Source organism: Fictibacillus tiangongensis (assembly GCF_048083785.1).
Lineage (GTDB): Bacteria > Bacillota > Bacilli > Bacillales > Fictibacillaceae > Fictibacillus.
In genome coordinates this window covers 2,438,022-2,455,721 of record NZ_CP182294.1, presented here as the reverse complement: position 1 = coordinate 2,455,721, position 17,700 = coordinate 2,438,022, and the positions used below count along the sequence as shown (strand labels likewise).

Genomic DNA, 17,700 nt, shown 5'->3' with positions numbered 1-17,700 from the left:
AACAAGCCGCGAGAGTCACAAAATATGATATAATTTTATAATACAAAATCGCTTAAAAACTGGGGAAATGTTATGCAATATAGTGTGAAGCTTGATGGATTTGAAGGTCCGCTAGACTTACTGCTTCATTTGATACAAACCTACGAAGTGGATATTTATGATATTCCGGTAGCCATCATAACTGAGCAATACCTTCAATATATACATACGATGAAAGAACTTAAACTTGATGTAGCAAGTGAATTTCTAGTCATGGCTGCTACTCTTCTTGCGATTAAAAGCAAGATGCTCCTGCCAAAGCATGAAGAAGAGCTCTTTGAGAACCAAATGGAACTTGAGATGGAAGAAGATCCAAGAGATGAGTTAGTAAGAAGACTCGTTGAATATAGAAAGTACAAGCACGCTGCTGATGAACTTAAAGAAAGAGAATCGGCAAGAAGTTTAATATACACCCGTCAGCCTGCTGATCTTTCTCAATTTGAAAAAGAAGAGTCGGCAAAGCAAGTGACCAATGTAACGCTTTATGATATGTTGCAAGCGATGCAAAAAGTCTTTCAAGAAAAGGTCACGCGAGCACCAAGACAAACGACCATTGAACGGCAAGAGATTCCGATCGAAAGAAGGATGGAACAGATAAAAACCTCTCTTCTTTCCGTAGGCGGGCGAAAAAAATTTACAGACCTTTTTGATAAGAGTACAAAAGAACATGTCGTTGTTACCTTTCTTGCTATATTAGAACTTATGAAAGTAAAATCAATTAATTGCGAGCAACAAGATCATTTTAGCGAAATATATATAACGATGTTAGAGGAGTAATACGATTTGGAACGAAATGAATATAAAGCGATTGTTGAGGGTTTGCTTTTTGTCAGTGGAGATGAAGGCATCGACAGAAAACAGATCGCTCAAGTGCTGGAGATCGACAGCAAAGAACTTGATCCCATCATTGAAGAATTAAAACAAAGTTATGCTTCATCAGAACGAGGGATGTCAATTGTTGAATATGCAGGATCCCTTCAATTTGTAACAAAGCCTGAACATGCTTCCTTTTACGAACGCCTCGTTGAAACACCTGGTCATGCAACACTTTCACAAGCTGCCCTTGAAACGCTTGCAATCATTGCTTATAAACAGCCGATTACAAGGTCAGAGATCGAAGAAGTAAGAGGTGTAAAAACGGAGAAACCGCTGCAGACTCTATCTGCAAAAGGATTAGTAAAAGAAGTGGGAAGAGCAGAAGGAACGGGACGAGCGATATTATATGGCACAACGAAAGCATTCTTAGAACATTTTGGTCTGCAAAGTGTAAAAGAGCTGCCTCCACTTCCTGAGAACATCCAGGAAGAAAATGTAGAACAAGAAGCAGATCTGTTTTTTTCTAAGTTTCAAGAATCACTAACTACCGATGAATAGCAAGGGGGAGTCATGCATTGTTGATTCAACATATCGATGGTATGGAGTTAGAAAAAGAAAAGCCGAATACATCAGAAGATTTTTTTAACCGTTCAGAAGTGACCTATGAACTTAGCGGAAAAACTCAAACTTTTTATCTTCTTTATGTAAGGTATTTTGAAGAAAAACTTCAAGAGGAATTAACACACCATGACTTTTGGAAAGATTACTTGAGCTTCTTTAAGGTAACACAGATTGCGGCTCTTACAGCACTGCTTAAGGATCCTGCATATCTTATACGAAAACGAAGCTATATCAACAACTATGAGGAATTTAGAAATCTATTCATTCCACCAAATGAAGAGTTGCTAAGTTCACATCTAACTAACTTAAAACAAATGACACAGTAAAACAGCCAAAAATCATTGGCTGTTTTTTATTGTACATTGAATGGAGTTTGACGTGTGAGACTATGCACGCGAAAAGCGAGCAACCTGTAGCGAAATCAACTACATTCGAAAAAGCAGCAATGTATGTGTATACAGCATATTTTTAAGTCTTCGTTTTAAAAGGCTGTTTAAGGGTAAATTACTAAAAAAGGATATGCAGCCGAAGGAGAGAGATCAATTGCCAAGAATAGCAGCAGTAGAAACAATAAATCCACCTCATAAACTTTCTCAAGATCAAACCATGGAATTTGCAAGAAACCTATTTCAAGACGCGTTTTCTGATATTGAACGCTTGCTTAATGTTTTTCAGAATGGTGAGATCGAATCACGTTATTTCGCGATGCCTATAGATTGGTTTAAAGAAAAAAGAAGTTTTCAAGAAAAAAATGATTTATACATAGACTTTGCAACAAATTTAGGAGCAGAATGTATCGAAAAGGTCATGTCTGATCAAAGCTTAAACATATCATATGAAGACATTGATGCTATTTTTTTTATTTCTAGTTCGGGTTTATCTACTCCGAGTATCGAAGCTAGAATCATGAACATCCTGCCATTTTCATCACACACTAAAAGAATTCCTATATGGGGATTAGGATGTGCCGGGGGTGCATCAGGTTTCTCCAGAGCTCACGATTATTGTAAGGCATACCCAAAGTCAAACGTCCTCGTTTTAAGTGTAGAGCTTTGTTCACTCACATTTCAGCATGAAGACCTATCTAAGAGCAATCTAGTAGGGACTTCTTTGTTTGCGGATGGAGTAGCTTGTGCACTAATTTGCGGAGATGAGTCTGATACAGCCAAAACATCAGAAGTATCTCCTTACATAAAAGACACGATGTCCACATTAAAGCCGCACTCTGAAGATGTGATGGGTTGGGAAGTAAAGGACACGGGTTTGTATGTTGTCTTTTCAAGAGATATTCCAAACGTTATCCGTACGTGGCTGAAACCAAACGTAGATGAGTTTTTAGACCGAAATCAGCTTGCTGGAGAACAGATCAAACACTTTATTGCACACCCTGGCGGTAAGAAAGTTTTACAAGCATACGTGGATGCACTAGGGATACCGTTGTCCAAGACCGATGTGTCAAGAGACGTCTTACGGGAAAATGGAAATATGTCATCTGCGACCGTTTTCTATGTCTTGAAAAATTTTATGCAAACAAAAAAAGATGAGGGAGACCTTGGTGTGATGGCTGCTTTAGGACCAGGTTTTTCTTCTGAACTTCTTTTAGTGGAATGGAGGAAGTAGATGAACTGGTTTTTTCTATTTTGGGGATTTCTTATCGTACAGAGATTAGCAGAAGTAAGGGTCGCTAAATCTAACGAAAAGAAGCTTTTGCGTAAAGGTGCTGTAGAAGCTGGGAAAGATCATTATAAATGGATGGTTTCGATGCACGTAGCTTTCTTTGTTGTTTTCTTTATTGAAGTGTATGTATTTAAAGCACAGCCGCCTAGCTGGTGGATTGTTCCTTTCGTGCTGTTTTTAATGGCGCAAGTAATTCGTGTATGGGCCATTTCGTCATTAGGCGAGTTTTGGAATACGAAGATTATTCTGTTACCTGGTGCGAATGTAGTAGCAAAAGGTCCATATCGTTTTATGAGACATCCCAACTATACGGTAGTCTCCTTGGAACTTTTAGTCATGCCCCTCATTTTTGGTGCTTATTTTACGGCTATACTTTTCACGATATTAAATATCTTTATGTTAAGAGTGCGGATACCTGCTGAAGAAAAAGCACTCATGGCACTAACAGACTACGAAAAAAGCCATGGTCAAAAACAACGATTTTTTCCTTCTCAATAATTTGCGGAAGTAAATCCCATTCATAACCTGTCCTTGTTTGCATAAACTTTTACAAAACACCTAAAGGGCGGGATTATGAATGAAACGAACCTTAAAACGAAAACCATTGCTGCTCGTTATGATCTGTTTGCTTATCCTTGCTGCATTCCCGCAAGAAGCAAAAGCTGAACCCGGTGTATCAGCAAATGCTGCTGTGTTGATGGAGCAATCATCTGGAAGAGTATTGTATGGGCGCAATGAACATCGCCCCATGAGAATAGCAAGTATCACGAAGATCATGACTGCAATCCTTGCGATAGAATCAGGAAAGATGAACGATACGGTGACCATAACGGAAGCTGCCTCACGAACTGAAGGGTCATCCCTCTATTTAAAACCAGGTGAGAAGATACCATTAAAAGACTTAGTTTATGGCTTGATGCTACGATCTGGTAATGATTCAGCTGTTGCGATCGCTGAGCATGTAGGAGGAAGTCTGGATGGCTTTTCCTATTTGATGAATCAAAAAGCAGAAGAGATTGGTATGAAGCACACTCGGTTTAGAAATCCACATGGACTGGATACTCATGAAGATCATTATTCCACCGCTTACGATATGGCTATATTAACGAAGTATGCGATGAATAATGATACGTTTAAAGACGTGTCATCGACCAAGGTCTATCGATCAGAACAAACCGGTGAAAAGTGGGATAGAGTGTGGCGGAACAAGAATAAGATGCTAAAGCTCTATAAATATTCCACTGGTGGCAAAACAGGATATACCAAACGTGCAAAGCGAACCCTGGTATCAACTGCAGAAAAAGACGGAATGGAACTGATTGCTGTTACACTGAACGATCCAAACGACTGGGATGATCATCGTAATTTGTTTGAGTGGGGCTTTCATTCATTTAAGATGACAGAACTGATCAAAGAAGGCGAAATTTCCGGTATTAAAGATAAAGGATACAAAGGGAAAGTAGAAGCGGCTCGAACGTTCACTTACCCTTTACAAAAAGAAGAGATCGGGCAGATCTCTTCTTCCATCCAGTTGTATGAACTTCCAAAGTCGGGCAAGTGGGAAAAAGAAAAAGTGCCTAAACCCGTTGGGAGGTATTTCGTAGATTTAAAGGAAACGAGAATCGCTGATCTTCCCCTTTATTACGATGGCAAAGCATTGATCAAACCTGATCAGGGAGGTCTATGGTCGTCATTTAAGAGCATTTTCAACAAGTTGTTTTTTGTAGCTAAGGAAGACAATCGCCTATGGTGAATTACATCTGGGTAGGAATGATGGTAATCGGCTTCATTGTGGCAGGTATTAACGGCACGATGGATAAAGTGAACGAAGCGATTTTTACGAGTGCAAAAGAAGCAGTCACGTTAAGTTTTGGAATGATCAGTATTTTAGTATTCTGGTTAGGAATCATGAAGATCGCAGAAAAAGGCGGCTTATTAGAAGTATTGGCGATCCTGTTTCGCCCAATCGTTAAGCGTCTTTTTCCTGATATACCAAAGGATCATCCTGCTCAAGGGTACATTCTTTCAAATATGGCGGCTAACTTGCTTGGGTTAGGAAACGCTGCAACACCAATGGGTATAAAGGCAATGGAACAACTCAAGATTTTAAATGGCGGTAAAAATGAAGCAAGTAGATCGATGATCACGCTTCTTGCGATCAACACATCAAGTATTACTCTCATTCCAACGACGATCATCGCGATCAGGATGAGTTATAATTCTGCATCGCCGACTGATATCGTTGCGCCAACCTTGATTGCGACCGCCATTTCAACAGTAGGTGCTATTTTGATAGATCGATATTATTATTACCGCTCTTTACCTAAGGGAGGGAAATAGATGTCGATCGTACAATCCTTTTCCATTTGGTTTATTCCTTTTTTGATCGGATTCATCCTTTTATATGGTACTTATAAAAAAGTCCCGACTTATGAGACTTTTGTAGAAGGGGGTAAAGAAGGTTTTTCGATCGCGATCAACATCATCCCCTTTTTAGTCGGTATGCTTGTTGCCATTTCAGTTTTTCGGGCTTCAGGAGCTCTTGATTATGTCATGATGGCGATGCGTCCGCTATTTTCATTGTTTCATATTCCAGCAGAAGTGGTTCCGCTAGGTCTTATGAGGACGATCTCAGGAACAGGCGCTCTTGGAATGACCTCAGATTTAATCGCAACACACGGGCCGGATTCGTTTATCGGGAGACTCGCTTCTACGATACAAGGAAGCACGGATACAACGTTCTATGTGCTTACCGTTTATTTTGGAGCAGTTGGTATTAAAAAGATGAAATATGCGTTAAAAGTAGGATTATTAGCTGATTTGATAGGGTTTTTAGCATCTATAGCTGTAATCTCTCTCTTGTTTTACTCATAATTCGACAAAAAAGAGCCGTTATGGCTCTTTTTTACGTTTACTGAGGTTGAGAATTACGAATAATGAAGGTATGATGAGACATGAGGTGAAATCATGGAACGATTGCAAAAGGTAATTGCCCAAAGCGGCGTAACTTCCAGAAGAAAAGCAGAGGAGTTAATACGTGAAGGCAAAGTGAAAGTGAACGGAAATGTAGTGACCGAACTCGGCACAAAAGTAGGTACGAAAGATAAGATTGAAGTGAATGAGATTCAAATTCAACGGGAACAACCCGTTTATTTTTTGATGTATAAACCTTCAGGTGTGATCACGGCAGTTTCGGATGATAAGGGAAGAAAAGTAGTAGCTGATTATTTTAAAGACATCATCGAACAGCGCGTGTTCCCTGTTGGAAGATTGGATTATGATACGACAGGTGCCATCATCATGACGAACGATGGCGAGTTTGCGAACGTACTTATGCATCCACGCTATCAGCTCGATAAAGTATACATTGCAAAAGTAAAAGGAATTCCTTCAAGAGAAAGAATCAAGCAACTTGAAAGAGGAATTCGCTTAGAGGACGGAATGACAGCTCCTGCTAAAGTGAAAGTAACATCGATCGATAAGAAAAAAGGAACAGCGATCATCGAGCTTACGATTCATGAAGGAAAGAACCGTCAAGTTAAGCGTATGTTAGAAGCGATCGGAACTCCTGTTATGAAATTAAAGCGTGAAAGATATGGCTATTTAGATCTTAAAGGCTTGAATCCAGGTGAGTTTAGAGAACTTACTCCACATGAAATCAAACAGCTTAGAAATCTGGCTGTCACACAAACGTCAAAAAAAAGCCGTAGATAGGCTTTTTTTTCAAGTTATAGTAAAATGGAAGCGGCTTAAAGGAGCGGATGGATGTTGAAAAAAAACAGGTTGTGGTTTCGCTCTGCTCTGCTTGCCATTTTAGTTGTTGCGGTCGGTTATACGATCTACAACAGTATGAATGAAGAGTCAGGTACATACATAAGTAAAGGCGATACGGCTCCAAATTTTGTGCTAACCGATCTGAATGGCAAACAAGTAGAGTTAGAAGATTATCGTGGTAAAGGTGTTTTCTTAAACTTCTGGGGTACGTGGTGTAAACCGTGTGAACGAGAGATGCCCTATATGCAAAGACAATACGAGAAGTACAAAGATCAGGGTGTAGAAATACTTGCTGTAAACGTTAGCGAAACAGACGTATCCGTTAAAAATTTTGTTGATCGCTATCGCATGAGCTTTCCTGTTCCTATGGACAAACAAAGAGAAGTAACAAAAGCTTACGGTATAGGACCGATTCCAACTACAATACTGATCGATAAGAACGGAAAAGTAGTGGAACGGACGAGTGAATCATTATCAGAGAAAAAAATTATTTCCTTCATGGAAAAAATAAAGCCGTAACGGGGTGAAATGATGCAAACGATAACATGTGAATGCGGCCACTCTAACCCATACGGAACAAGCCTTTGTCAAGCTTGCGGTAAACCGTTGACGCAAGATGTTGAAATACTATCAAGCATGAGATATGAAGGAAGCGCGAGGCGATCTCAAACCTATAAACAAACACTTATAGATAAGATTTGGAACTTTTTTTCGTCTGTTAAGGTCGGAGTATGGCTTATTGTTATTATTTTAGTAGCAGCGGCGATCGGAACCATTTTTCCGCAAGAGACGTTCATACCTCCAAATGTAGATCCTGCGACACATTATGAAAGCGAATACGGTACGTTAGGACTTATCTATTATTTGTTAGGTTTTCATAACCTATATGGTTCATGGTGGTTCATTCTTCTACTAGGAATGCTAGGACTCTCTATCATTATTGCCAGCCTTGATCGTGGTATACCGCTCTATAAAGCATTAAAGACACAAAGAGTCACAAGACATGATCAATTTATGAAGAATCAGCGCTTGTTCTCAAAAAGCAGTGATGTGGAACTTGATGAGATTAAGTACACGCTTGAATCTCTTCGTTACAAAGTTCGAGAAGAAAATGGCAACCTTTTTGCGGAAAAGGGCCGTTTTTCAAGATGGGGAGCATATGTAAACCATGTTGGGCTGATCATCTTTTTAACGGGAGCAATGCTTCGATTCTTTCCAGGGATGTATGTTGATGATATCTTATGGGTGCGAGAAGGAGAAAAAGCTTCGATTCCAGGCACTTCAAGCGAAGAAGGTCAATATTATCTGGAAAACAACGACTTCATTCTTGAGATGTATGATAAGGAAGAAAAAAAGTTTAATAGCGCGCTTAGTTCTGTAGATGGAGAAGTCGCAAAGAACTATCAAAGTAATGTGACTCTTTATAAAACAAAAGAGAACCATACGATCGGAGCCAAGCCAGAGCTTGAAAAAGTGAAGAGTGGTGAGATCCGAGTGAACGAACCGTTTAAGTTCGACTCGTTTGCTCTTTATCAAACAGACTTTAAGCTTAACGAGTTTTACAAGATGAGCTTCGAACTCGAAGAAAAAGCAACGGGTAACAAATTTGGTAAATTAACAGTAGATCTTCATGATCCTAAGAAAGAGTATGACCTAGGCGACGGCTATAAAGTTAAGATCGAAGAATACTTTCCAAACTTCGTCCTAAACGACCAGAATCAGCCATCAACTGTTAATAACTTACCTGATAACCCTGCGTTTGTATTCTCTATGTATTCTCCTAAAACACCAGAAGGAGAAAAAGCATTTGTAGGCATTCAGAAAAATATTGATTCCGGTGAGAATCAGTTTAAAATGACATTCGCCGGTATCGAAACGAAAGATCTAACGGCGCTTACAGTTCGAAAAGACCATACGCTTTGGATCATTGCCCTTGGCGGAATCATCTTTATGATCGGTGTTACACAAGGATTGTATTGGAACTATAGAAGAATTTGGATCAAACAAAATGCAGGTGAAGTATGGACTGCAGCGCATACGAATAAGAACTGGTATGGCTTGAAAAAAGATGTGGAATTTCTGTCTGATAAGACCAATCTCACACCTTTAGAAGAAAAAGTAACAGCTTCAAAGTAATGCTGTTCAAGCGGGAGGGTTAATGATGGCTGAAATCAGCAGTACACTTTTATATAGTGCATTTATTATTTATTTGTTCTCTACTCTATTCTTTGCAATGTCTATTTCTGATAAAAAAGGTAAAGACGCTGCTCATACGAAAAAATGGGGAAAAATAGGGTTCATTAGTTCTTGTGTTGGTTTTGTATCACAATTAGGCTATTTTATTACAAGGTGGATGGCAAGTGGACATGCTCCTGTAAGTAACTTGTTTGAGTTCACTACCTTTTTTGGCATGATGATGGTACTCGCATTTATTATTTTATACATCATCTATCGTACGAACGGTCTTGGTGTTTTTGCAATGCCAATCGCTGTTCTGGTCATCGCATATGCGAGCATGTTTCCGAGAGATATCTCTCCACTGATTCCCGCTCTTCAAAGTGACTGGCTCAAAATCCATGTAACGACAGCGGCGCTTGGAGAGGGAATCCTTGCGATCTCTTTTGTTTCAGGGCTGATCTATTTGATCCGTACGGTTGATCAGACGGTCTCTTCAAAAAAGACTTTATGGTTAGAGATCATCCTGTACAGCTTGATCGCTGTTGTAGGATTCATCTTTGTTTCCATCGGGTTCAAAGGTGTTGGGTATGAAACAACGTTTGAGATGATGGATGATAACAATCAAGCAGTAAAAGTAGTTTACGATATGCCGGCTATCGCTGGTCCAAGTAACGGAGAGCAACTCGACGATTCTTTTGGACCATTATTTTCTACACCATCCTGGATGAACGGTGTTGATGCTTCTATTAAGCTAAATACGTTTATCTGGTCACTACTCGCAGGAGCTGCCCTTTACGGTTTGCTTCGTCTAATTTTAAGAAAACGAATAGCAGCAGCTCTTCAAACAAAAGTGAGAATGAACCCAGATCTTTTGGATGAGATCAGTTACCGGGCAGTTGCGATTGGTTTCCCGATCTTTACACTAGGAGCACTTATCTTTGCTATGATTTGGGCTCAGCAAGCTTGGTCAAGATTTTGGGGGTGGGATCCAAAAGAAGTTTGGGCTCTTATCACGTTCTTGTTCTATGCCGCATTCCTTCATTTACGATTATCAAGAGGCTGGCACGGAGAAAAGTCTGCTTGGCTTTGCGTGTTAGGGTTCTGGATCATCACATTTAACTTGATCGCGGTAAACCTTGTTCTTGTAGGATTGCATTCATACGCTTAAAGATTTAAGAAGTCTCTCTTTTATTAGAGAGACTTTTTTAAAAGAGACGAACATGATCAACTACATAATGACCTTTAGGAATTGTTGTTTTAATCATTTTTTTTAACTTCATTGATAAGTTTATTGTAGTGGAAGATGCGAGACTCCTACGGGACGAGCGGCCAGGTGGAGACTCCTAAGGGCGCGTAGCGTGCCAGCTACGTGCAATTTCTTCTGGTAAGGCATGCGACGAGAAATCTCGCTTCGATAGGGTTTGCTGGTAGACAAAGGAGCACACGTACTTCTTCGAACACCGTTCGCCCCGTGGAAAGCGAGCATCTGTAACGGAAATCAACTATAAATAAGTTTTATTCAAAACCATCCCTAAGTCAAAAGAAAATAGAGTTACAGCATGTCCGGTTTGTTTAGTGTACTTGGTTTCATGTATGATAGAGACAGGAAAAAATCATGTCTAACCGATTTTATGTGGAGGATTGAATATGGATACAGAAGCTAAAATTCTAGTTGTTGATGATGAAGAAAGAATTCGAAAACTATTAACGATGTATCTAGAGCGAGAGAACTACGAAGTTCATGAAGCAGAAAATGGTGAGGATGCGCTACAGATGGCAGTTTCCATCAATTTTGATCTCATATTGCTCGACCTTATGCTTCCGGGTATGGATGGGATTGAGGTTTGTGAGAAATTAAGAGAAAAGAAAGCGACTCCTGTGATCATGTTAACAGCTAAAGGAGAAGAGCTTAATCGTATAGAAGGATTTGAAGCCGGTACTGACGATTATATCGCAAAGCCGTTCAGTCCAAGAGAAGTCATCTTACGGGTAAAAGCTCTATTGAGAAGATCTTCTCCGACAAAGTTCCTGCAAACCGAGACAGTTGCTAAGAACGTTGTTGTGTTTAAGCACCTTACGATCGATCACGATGCTCACCGTGTAACAGCTGGCGGAAAAGAAGTTAACTTAACACCAAAAGAATATGAGTTGCTGTACTATTTAGCAAAGACCCCAGATAAAGTCTATGCACGCGAACAACTTTTAAAAGATGTTTGGAACTATGAATTCTTTGGTGACCTTAGAACAGTTGACACACACGTGAAAAGACTCAGAGAAAAGCTTAATAAAGTCTCACCGGATGCAGCATCCATGATTGCGACAGTTTGGGGAGTAGGATATAAATTTGAGGTTGGGAATGAATGATCTGGAGAAGCGTAGTTGGTAAACTATGGATAACGATACTTTTATTAGTTTCAGTCGTTTTAACACTACTTACGATTCTCCTTACTCAATTTTTTGAGAACTTTTATGATAAACAGGCAGAGGATCAATTGACAAAGATGGCTGATCGACTCGTATTAATTATGGAAAGCGATGAGAACAAGGAAGAAGCCATACGAGTCACTAGTGAAATGGCTGAGGCATATTCCATGTCTATTATGATCATAGACGAAAATCAAGAATCGTTCATGTCTAAGAATTCTTACGAGGATGCACCTTACATCCCTGTTTCTGTTTTTAAAGAAAATGATCAACTATCAACTGTCGCAGAGAGCGGAAAAAAGATCTATGTAAACGGAGATTTTCCTGTTCTGAATGAAAATGATGAGACCATGCAAACGATGATCATCTATGGTGAACCTTATGGGTCGGGAGAAAATGCAGGAGCCGTTTACGTCTATCAATCCATTGAAAATGTGGAAAAGACAACGAACCATACAAAGTATCTCATCTTTTTAGCAGCGGGGATCGCGATCATCTTAACTACGATCTTTGCATTTTTCTTATCTACACGTATTACGGCACCACTAAGAAGGATGAGAGAAGCGGCGACTTCTGTAGCAAAAGGTGAGTTTGATATGAAAGTGCCGATTTTAACCCATGATGAGATCGGCGAACTTGGCATGACGTTCAACCGTATGGGCAGACAGTTAAAAAACAACATCACAGCGTTGAATCAAGAAAAAGAGCAGCTAACGAGTGTTTTGAGTTCGATGGCAGATGGTGTGATCACTTTTGATAGAAAAATGAACATCCTTGTTACGAATCCTCCTGCTGATCGTTTCCTACAGGCATTCTATTACGAATCAGGCATGAAGACTGAGGTTAACGGAAACGTTCCTGAGACGGTCAAACAGCTCTTTGGACAGGTTGTTGCTCTCGAGAGTGAACAGATGACAGAGATCGCGATACAAGGCCGTTCTTGGGTAGTTGTCATGACGCCGCTGTATGACCAGTCTTTAATACGGGGAGCAGTCGCTGTTCTACGAGATATGACGGAAGAACGTCGTATGGACAAGCTTAGAGAAGACTTTGTTGCCAACGTTTCACATGAATTGAAGACACCTATTGCGATGCTTCAAGGGTATAGTGAAGCGATCGTAGATGATATTGCAGAATCTGAAGAAGAGAAGAAAGAGTTAGCAGGAATCATCTTAGACGAATCGAAACGCATGGGAAGACTAGTCAACGAACTTCTCGATCTTGCAAGATTAGAAGCAGGTCACATGAAGCTTCATTATAGCTCTCTTCCGATCATTCCTTTTGCAGAAAGAATCGTGCGAAAATTTCAAGGTCCAGCAAAAGACAGAGAGATCCAATTAAATCTAGAGTTTAAGAAAAATCTCAAAAGTCTGCAAGAGGAGATGGATATCGACCCAGACCGGATTGAGCAAGTCTTAACCAATTTGATAGACAATGCGATTCGTCATACTTCTCAAGGCGGGTTTGTTAATCTGACTGTTGAAGTGAGCGATCAGAACGTGAAGTTTTTTGTTAAAGACAATGGAACAGGTATTAAAGAAGAGGATCTGCCATTTGTTTTCGAACGCTTTTATAAAGGTGATAAAGCAAGAACAAGAGGAAAATCAGGTGGAACGGGTCTTGGACTTGCCATTGCAAGAAACATAGTGGAAGCACATGGTGGTCAGATCAGCGTTCACAGTAAGAATAATGAAGGTACAACATTTTCTTTCGTTATTCCGCGAACGTTGAAGTAAATTAGCAATACGTCCCGATTAATCTTGTTTCATAAGGAACAAAAGCAGTTATTAAAAAAGGATTTCACAAATTTCTCCAATATGTTTATAATAGGAATTGTGATTTCAAAAAATTTCATAAGTGTTAAACAGGTGCAGTCCTTTATCGGACGAGCTTAATAGGGAAAACGGTTAGATTCCGTTGCGGTCCCGCCACTGTAATTGTGAGAATCCTATAGTTTCGCCACTGTGAAAACGGGAAGGCGTTAGGAGACGATGATCAAGAGCCAGGAGACCTGCCTGTTTGTTACATGACATGACCTACGAGGATAGGGGGGTGTTTAACAGTACCGAGGCCGGTTGCTGTTTTCTGCCTGTATACTATTAATCTCCTTCGTAGCCGAAGGGGATTTTTTTAGTTGTACGTGACTTTGTGAGGAAGTATTTTACATATTGTTGCTTTTAAGAAAGTGGTTGATTTACGTTCCAGTTGCTTCGCTTTACGCGGGGCGTGCGGTGAGCCCCCTTGCCGCTTTGCGCTCTAAGGGGTCTCACCTGACCGCTCGTCCCGCAGGCGTCTCGCATCTTCCGCTCCAATCAACTTTATCGAGGAAGTTTAATGAACAATAGGTAAAGCAAAGATCAATCAAATTAAGAAATTTATCTAGGAAGAGGTTAATCATGAAAAAATTACTTTTAGTATTAGCGACAATGATGATGATGTTAGCAGGCTGTGGAACGACTGAAACGAAGGAAACAGCTGATCAGCCGAAACAAGAAGAAACGAAGAAAGAACAAGTAACGGTTGAGATCACAAAAGATAACGGTAAAGAAAAAGTTACGGAAAAGAAAATTGATATCCCAAAAGATGCGACGATCATGGACGTGATGCAAGATAACTTTAAGATTGAAACACAATACGATGGTGCTTTTATCAGCAGTATTGAAGGCGTGGCTGGAAGCGAACAAGAGAAAACATCTTGGTTCTTTTCTGTAAACGGTGAAGAAGCGATGAAGGGTGCTAAGGATATAACGTTAAAACCTGGCGATGTCGTAGAATTTGATCTTCACAAATATGAATAAGCTGACCGTTAAACGAATTACGATCATCGCTTTACTTGCTGCTATATTGACAGTAGGCAGGATCGCCTTTGCTATGATACCCAATGTTCAGCCGAACACGACGATACTCATACTCGCTTCATTCGTACTCGGTCCAGCTCAAGGGCTCTTACTTGCGATACTAAGTACGATCACAACCAATCTATTTTTAGGACATGGCTTGTGGACGTTCGGTCAGATGTTTGCGTGGGGGCTGATTGCCGTAATGAGCGCATACCTAGGCAGATACAGACATAAGATCCCTTGGTTGTTGCTGCCGATCTATGCAGGATTCTGTGGCTTTCTGTTTGGTTTTATCATGTCCGTTCTCTTTGGCGGAATCATCATGCAGAAATTCTGGCCCTATTACTTAGCGAGTCTTCCTTTTGATCTCAATCATGCGATTGGTAACGTGGTATTCTTTATCGTTCTTTACAAACCACTTCTTTATGTGATGGAAAATTATATTAATAAAGATGTAAGTCAAAAAGCTGCCTTTGAATAGGGAGCTTTTTTTCTTTAAAAACCGGTTCAAAATGTTCTAAAGCTGAATAGGATGATAAAGTTGATTTTACTTTTACTTAGGAGGACAATATGCGAGATTATCTGAACCGTTTTTTTGCTGTGATTTTTTTAATGATGTGCTTAAGCGTCTTATTTATCGGAGGTAAATTGGGAGCATAAACTCTTGAACGAACAAGGAATTCATGGTACATATGGTAAAACGTTTTAAAAAGGAGATTAATATGCTGACAGATTACCATTCTCATCTCGAAAAAGGAACATTAACGATCGATTATCTAAAACAATTTGTAGACACGGCAAAAGAGAAGGGAATACAAGAGTTTGGGATCTCGGAACACGCGTATCACTTTTATGAAACAAAAAACATCGTATCCAAACCATGGATGGAAGAGAGACGCTATTACAAGATGGACGATTATGTAGATCTGTTCAAGCGTGCAGATCAGTTAGGAATGGACGTCCGCATGTCGATCGAAATGGATTATACACCAGGAAGACACGCTGAGATGGAGGCATTCATAAATTCCTACCCTTTCGATTATGTGATCGGTTCTGTGCATTGGGTCGATGATTTTGGGATAGACCTTGCTGAATACCGAAAAGAATGGGACCGACGAGATCTTTATGAAACGTATCGTTCGTACTATGATCAAATTGTAACACTTGCAGAATCAAACCTATTTGATATTGTTGGACATATCGATCTAGTCAAGATCTTTAAATATGTTCCAACTGACCAAGAATTTTTAGTAGAACAGTATGAGCGCATAACGGATGCGTTAAAAAATTCAAAAACGTGTGTAGAGATCTCATCAGCGGGTCTAAGGAAACCTGTCGGACGAATCTATCCAGAGCCAGAACTTCTATCCCTTTGCTATAGAAAAGGGATACCGATCGTACTCTCTTCAGATGCTCATGAACCTCACCAAGTTGGGGAAAATTATGAGTCGACGATTATGCTCGCAAAAGAGATCGGTTACACGAAGCTGATGACTTTTCAGGATGGAGAAAGAAAAGAAGTAGATTTAGGATAAAACACACATCAAAAAGCTCTGCAATCAACATGCAGAGCTTTTTGCTAGCTCGATACTATAGATCCAATGGTTTGCACACGAGAAGATCCTCAATGCTCCTGAGCTCTTTCTGAGTAGATTCTGGAAGCTGCGTGTCAAAGGTAAGGACCATCATAGCTTCGCCGCCAGCTGATTTACGTCCAACGTGCATCGTCGCGATATTTATGTTGCGTTCTCCTAAGAAGGCCCCTACTTTTCCGATAATTCCTGGTGTATCACGATGTTCGATGTACAGAAGTGATCCTTGTGGTACAAAATCAACCGTATATCCGTTCAACTTGATGATTCGGCCACCAAAACCTTTAACGAGTGTCGCAGAAAGAGTAAACGTTGTGTTCAGGCCAGTGACTTTTACGTGGATGATATTCGGATAACCGTGATCATCAGTTCCGTGCTTTTCACCGACTACAATTCCTTGTTCCTTTGCGGCAACCATACTGTTTACATCATTAACAGGGCGATCTAATCTCGTTTTTAGGAAGCCACACAAAAAACTGCGTGTAAGGGAAGTAGTATCAGTTTCAGATAATGATCCGCCATAGCCGATCGAGATCTCTGAAACAGGTTCTTTAAAGAACTGGGTCGTAAAAGAACCAAGAAGATTTGAGAAATCATAATAAGCAATCAGTTTCTCATACGTATCTTTTGATAGTGAAGGGAAGTTCACCGCGTGTTTTAATGGTTGATGTAGAAAATGCGATCGAATCTCATCGCTCGCCATATAAGCTACATTTTTCTGCGCTTGCACCGTGGATGCAGCAATATGAGGTGTAACGATAACTTTGGGATGATCGACTAAAGAGCGGCTGACGGGCGGTTCTTGTTCGAAAACGTCAAGAGCACAGCCAGATAGATGCTCATTATCCAAGTAGTGTAGAAGAGCTTCCTCATCAATGATGCCACCTCGAGCGCAGTTTAAAATAAACGCACCTTTTTTTGCATATTTTAAGTTATCAAGATTTAATAGTTTATGGGTATCTTTTGTTAGCGGGGTATGAACGGTGATAACGTCACTCTGCTGGATTAACGTATCGAGATCAACAGATGTAACGGATAGTTCTTTTTGTTTTTCTTTTGGAAAATAAGGGTCAAATACAAGAACGTTCATGGAGAAGCTTTTTGCGCGCTTCGCAAGTTCAGAGCCGATTCGTCCCATGCCGACGATACCGAGTGTTTTTTGATAAAGTTCTTGCCCTGTATACTTTTTGCGGTTCCATTCACCTTGTTTTACTGATTGATTAGCTTGAGGTATGTTTCGGACCAATGCCATCATCATGGCCCAAGTATGCTCTGCTGTGGAAATGGTGTTTCCTTCAGGTGCGTTTACTACGAGTACACCTCTTTTTGTAGCTGCGTTCAGATCGATATTATCTACACCAACGCCCGCTCGTGCAATGATTTGAAGTGCGGGAAGCTGACTCAATACTTCTTCTGTAATCTTTGTTGCACTGCGTACCATGATTCCTTGAATGTTTTCTGGTTGCGTGATTTCGTCAAGTTTTCCGAAGATCAGTTCAACACCTTCAAGTTTTACTAACGGTTCAACACCTTCACTCGTTATTCCATCACAGACTAATACGGTTGCTGTCACAGTTCCACCCCTTGTCTATCTTTATGAATAGCATCAATATTTTGATAATTTATCACATTCTGACGATAGGTACAACTATGATTTTTAAGATAGCGTTTTCAAAAAACAAGAAAACTAATTGACAATGAGAATCATCCTTAATAAAATAAATAAAAAACCCTCTAAT

General features: G+C 40.1%; 18 protein-coding genes and 1 riboswitch. Of the genes, 17 read left to right on the top strand and 1 reads right to left on the bottom strand.

Going from position 1 to position 17,700, the window contains the following annotated elements; genetic code table 11:
• The first annotated feature begins 72 nt into the window (after positions 1-72).
• From ACNJYY_RS13225 to ACNJYY_RS13145, 17 genes are all read left to right on the top strand, one after another.
• Complete coding sequence (locus tag ACNJYY_RS13225; RefSeq protein ID WP_416728874.1) at positions 73-816, top strand: segregation/condensation protein A; 744 nt, start codon at positions 73-75, stop codon at positions 814-816.
• A gap of 6 nt (positions 817-822) precedes the next feature.
• Positions 823-1,413, top strand: a complete 591-nt coding sequence (scpB, locus tag ACNJYY_RS13220; RefSeq protein ID WP_416728873.1) for an SMC-Scp complex subunit ScpB — start codon at positions 823-825, stop codon at positions 1,411-1,413.
• A 17-nt stretch (positions 1,414-1,430) separates the two neighbouring features.
• Positions 1,431-1,802 (top strand): hypothetical protein, encoded by a 372-nt coding sequence (locus ACNJYY_RS13215; protein ID WP_416728872.1) that lies wholly within the window; start codon positions 1,431-1,433, stop codon positions 1,800-1,802.
• 217 nt (positions 1,803-2,019) lie between these two features.
• Positions 2,020-3,096, top strand: coding sequence for a type III polyketide synthase (locus tag ACNJYY_RS13210; RefSeq protein WP_416728871.1), 1,077 nt, complete (start codon positions 2,020-2,022; stop codon positions 3,094-3,096).
• Positions 3,097-3,651: an isoprenylcysteine carboxyl methyltransferase family protein gene (locus ACNJYY_RS13205; RefSeq protein WP_416728870.1), complete on the top strand. Its 555-nt coding sequence runs from the start codon at positions 3,097-3,099 to the stop codon at positions 3,649-3,651.
• A 79-nt stretch (positions 3,652-3,730) separates the two neighbouring features.
• Positions 3,731-4,906, top strand: a complete 1,176-nt coding sequence (locus ACNJYY_RS13200) for a D-alanyl-D-alanine carboxypeptidase family protein (protein WP_416728869.1) — start codon at positions 3,731-3,733, stop codon at positions 4,904-4,906.
• Positions 4,900-5,493 carry a nucleoside recognition domain-containing protein gene (locus tag ACNJYY_RS13195; protein WP_144699302.1) on the top strand — a complete coding sequence of 198 codons (594 nt, stop codon included), beginning with the start codon at positions 4,900-4,902 and terminating at the stop codon, positions 5,491-5,493. Before ACNJYY_RS13200 ends, ACNJYY_RS13195 begins: the two co-directional genes overlap by 7 nt.
• The gene (locus ACNJYY_RS13190) at positions 5,494-6,027 is read left to right on the top strand and encodes a spore maturation protein (RefSeq protein ID WP_066395796.1); all 534 of its coding nucleotides are present in this window, start codon (positions 5,494-5,496) and stop codon (positions 6,025-6,027) included. It abuts the gene before it with no gap.
• A gap of 93 nt (positions 6,028-6,120) precedes the next feature.
• The gene (locus ACNJYY_RS13185) at positions 6,121-6,867 is read left to right on the top strand and encodes a pseudouridine synthase (protein WP_144699303.1); all 747 of its coding nucleotides are present in this window, start codon (positions 6,121-6,123) and stop codon (positions 6,865-6,867) included.
• A gap of 54 nt (positions 6,868-6,921) precedes the next feature.
• Positions 6,922-7,446 carry a thiol-disulfide oxidoreductase ResA gene (gene resA, locus ACNJYY_RS13180; RefSeq protein WP_416731870.1) on the top strand — a complete coding sequence of 175 codons (525 nt, stop codon included), beginning with the start codon at positions 6,922-6,924 and terminating at the stop codon, positions 7,444-7,446.
• Between the two features lie 12 nt (positions 7,447-7,458).
• On the top strand, positions 7,459-9,063 hold the full coding sequence (gene resB, locus ACNJYY_RS13175) for a cytochrome c biogenesis protein ResB (protein ID WP_416731869.1): 1,605 nt from the start codon (positions 7,459-7,461) through the stop codon (positions 9,061-9,063).
• A gap of 25 nt (positions 9,064-9,088) precedes the next feature.
• Complete coding sequence (gene ccsB / locus ACNJYY_RS13170; RefSeq protein ID WP_416731868.1) at positions 9,089-10,273, top strand: c-type cytochrome biogenesis protein CcsB; 1,185 nt, start codon at positions 9,089-9,091, stop codon at positions 10,271-10,273.
• 479 nt (positions 10,274-10,752) lie between these two features.
• Complete coding sequence (locus tag ACNJYY_RS13165) at positions 10,753-11,469, top strand: response regulator transcription factor (protein WP_066395787.1); 717 nt, start codon at positions 10,753-10,755, stop codon at positions 11,467-11,469.
• Positions 11,466-13,265, top strand: a complete 1,800-nt coding sequence (locus tag ACNJYY_RS13160; RefSeq protein ID WP_416728868.1) for an ATP-binding protein — start codon at positions 11,466-11,468, stop codon at positions 13,263-13,265. Before ACNJYY_RS13165 ends, ACNJYY_RS13160 begins: the two co-directional genes overlap by 4 nt.
• Positions 13,266-13,378: 113 nt before the next feature.
• Positions 13,379-13,563, top strand: a riboswitch (cobalamin riboswitch).
• Positions 13,564-13,925: 362 nt separating this feature from the next.
• Positions 13,926-14,327, top strand: coding sequence for a DUF4430 domain-containing protein (locus tag ACNJYY_RS13155; RefSeq protein ID WP_416728867.1), 402 nt, complete (start codon positions 13,926-13,928; stop codon positions 14,325-14,327).
• Entirely contained in the window at positions 14,305-14,850 is a 546-nt protein-coding gene (locus ACNJYY_RS13150) for an ECF transporter S component (RefSeq protein ID WP_416728866.1), read from the top strand. The genes ACNJYY_RS13155 and ACNJYY_RS13150 overlap by 23 nt, the downstream gene beginning before the upstream one ends.
• A gap of 241 nt (positions 14,851-15,091) precedes the next feature.
• The gene (locus ACNJYY_RS13145) at positions 15,092-15,904 is read left to right on the top strand and encodes a histidinol-phosphatase (protein WP_416728865.1); all 813 of its coding nucleotides are present in this window, start codon (positions 15,092-15,094) and stop codon (positions 15,902-15,904) included.
• A 55-nt stretch (positions 15,905-15,959) separates the two neighbouring features.
• Here ACNJYY_RS13145 and serA read toward each other — a convergent pair whose 3' ends face one another.
• Entirely contained in the window at positions 15,960-17,534 is a 1,575-nt protein-coding gene (gene serA, locus ACNJYY_RS13140; protein ID WP_416728864.1) for a phosphoglycerate dehydrogenase, read from the bottom strand.
• Positions 17,535-17,700: the final 166 nt, after the last annotated feature.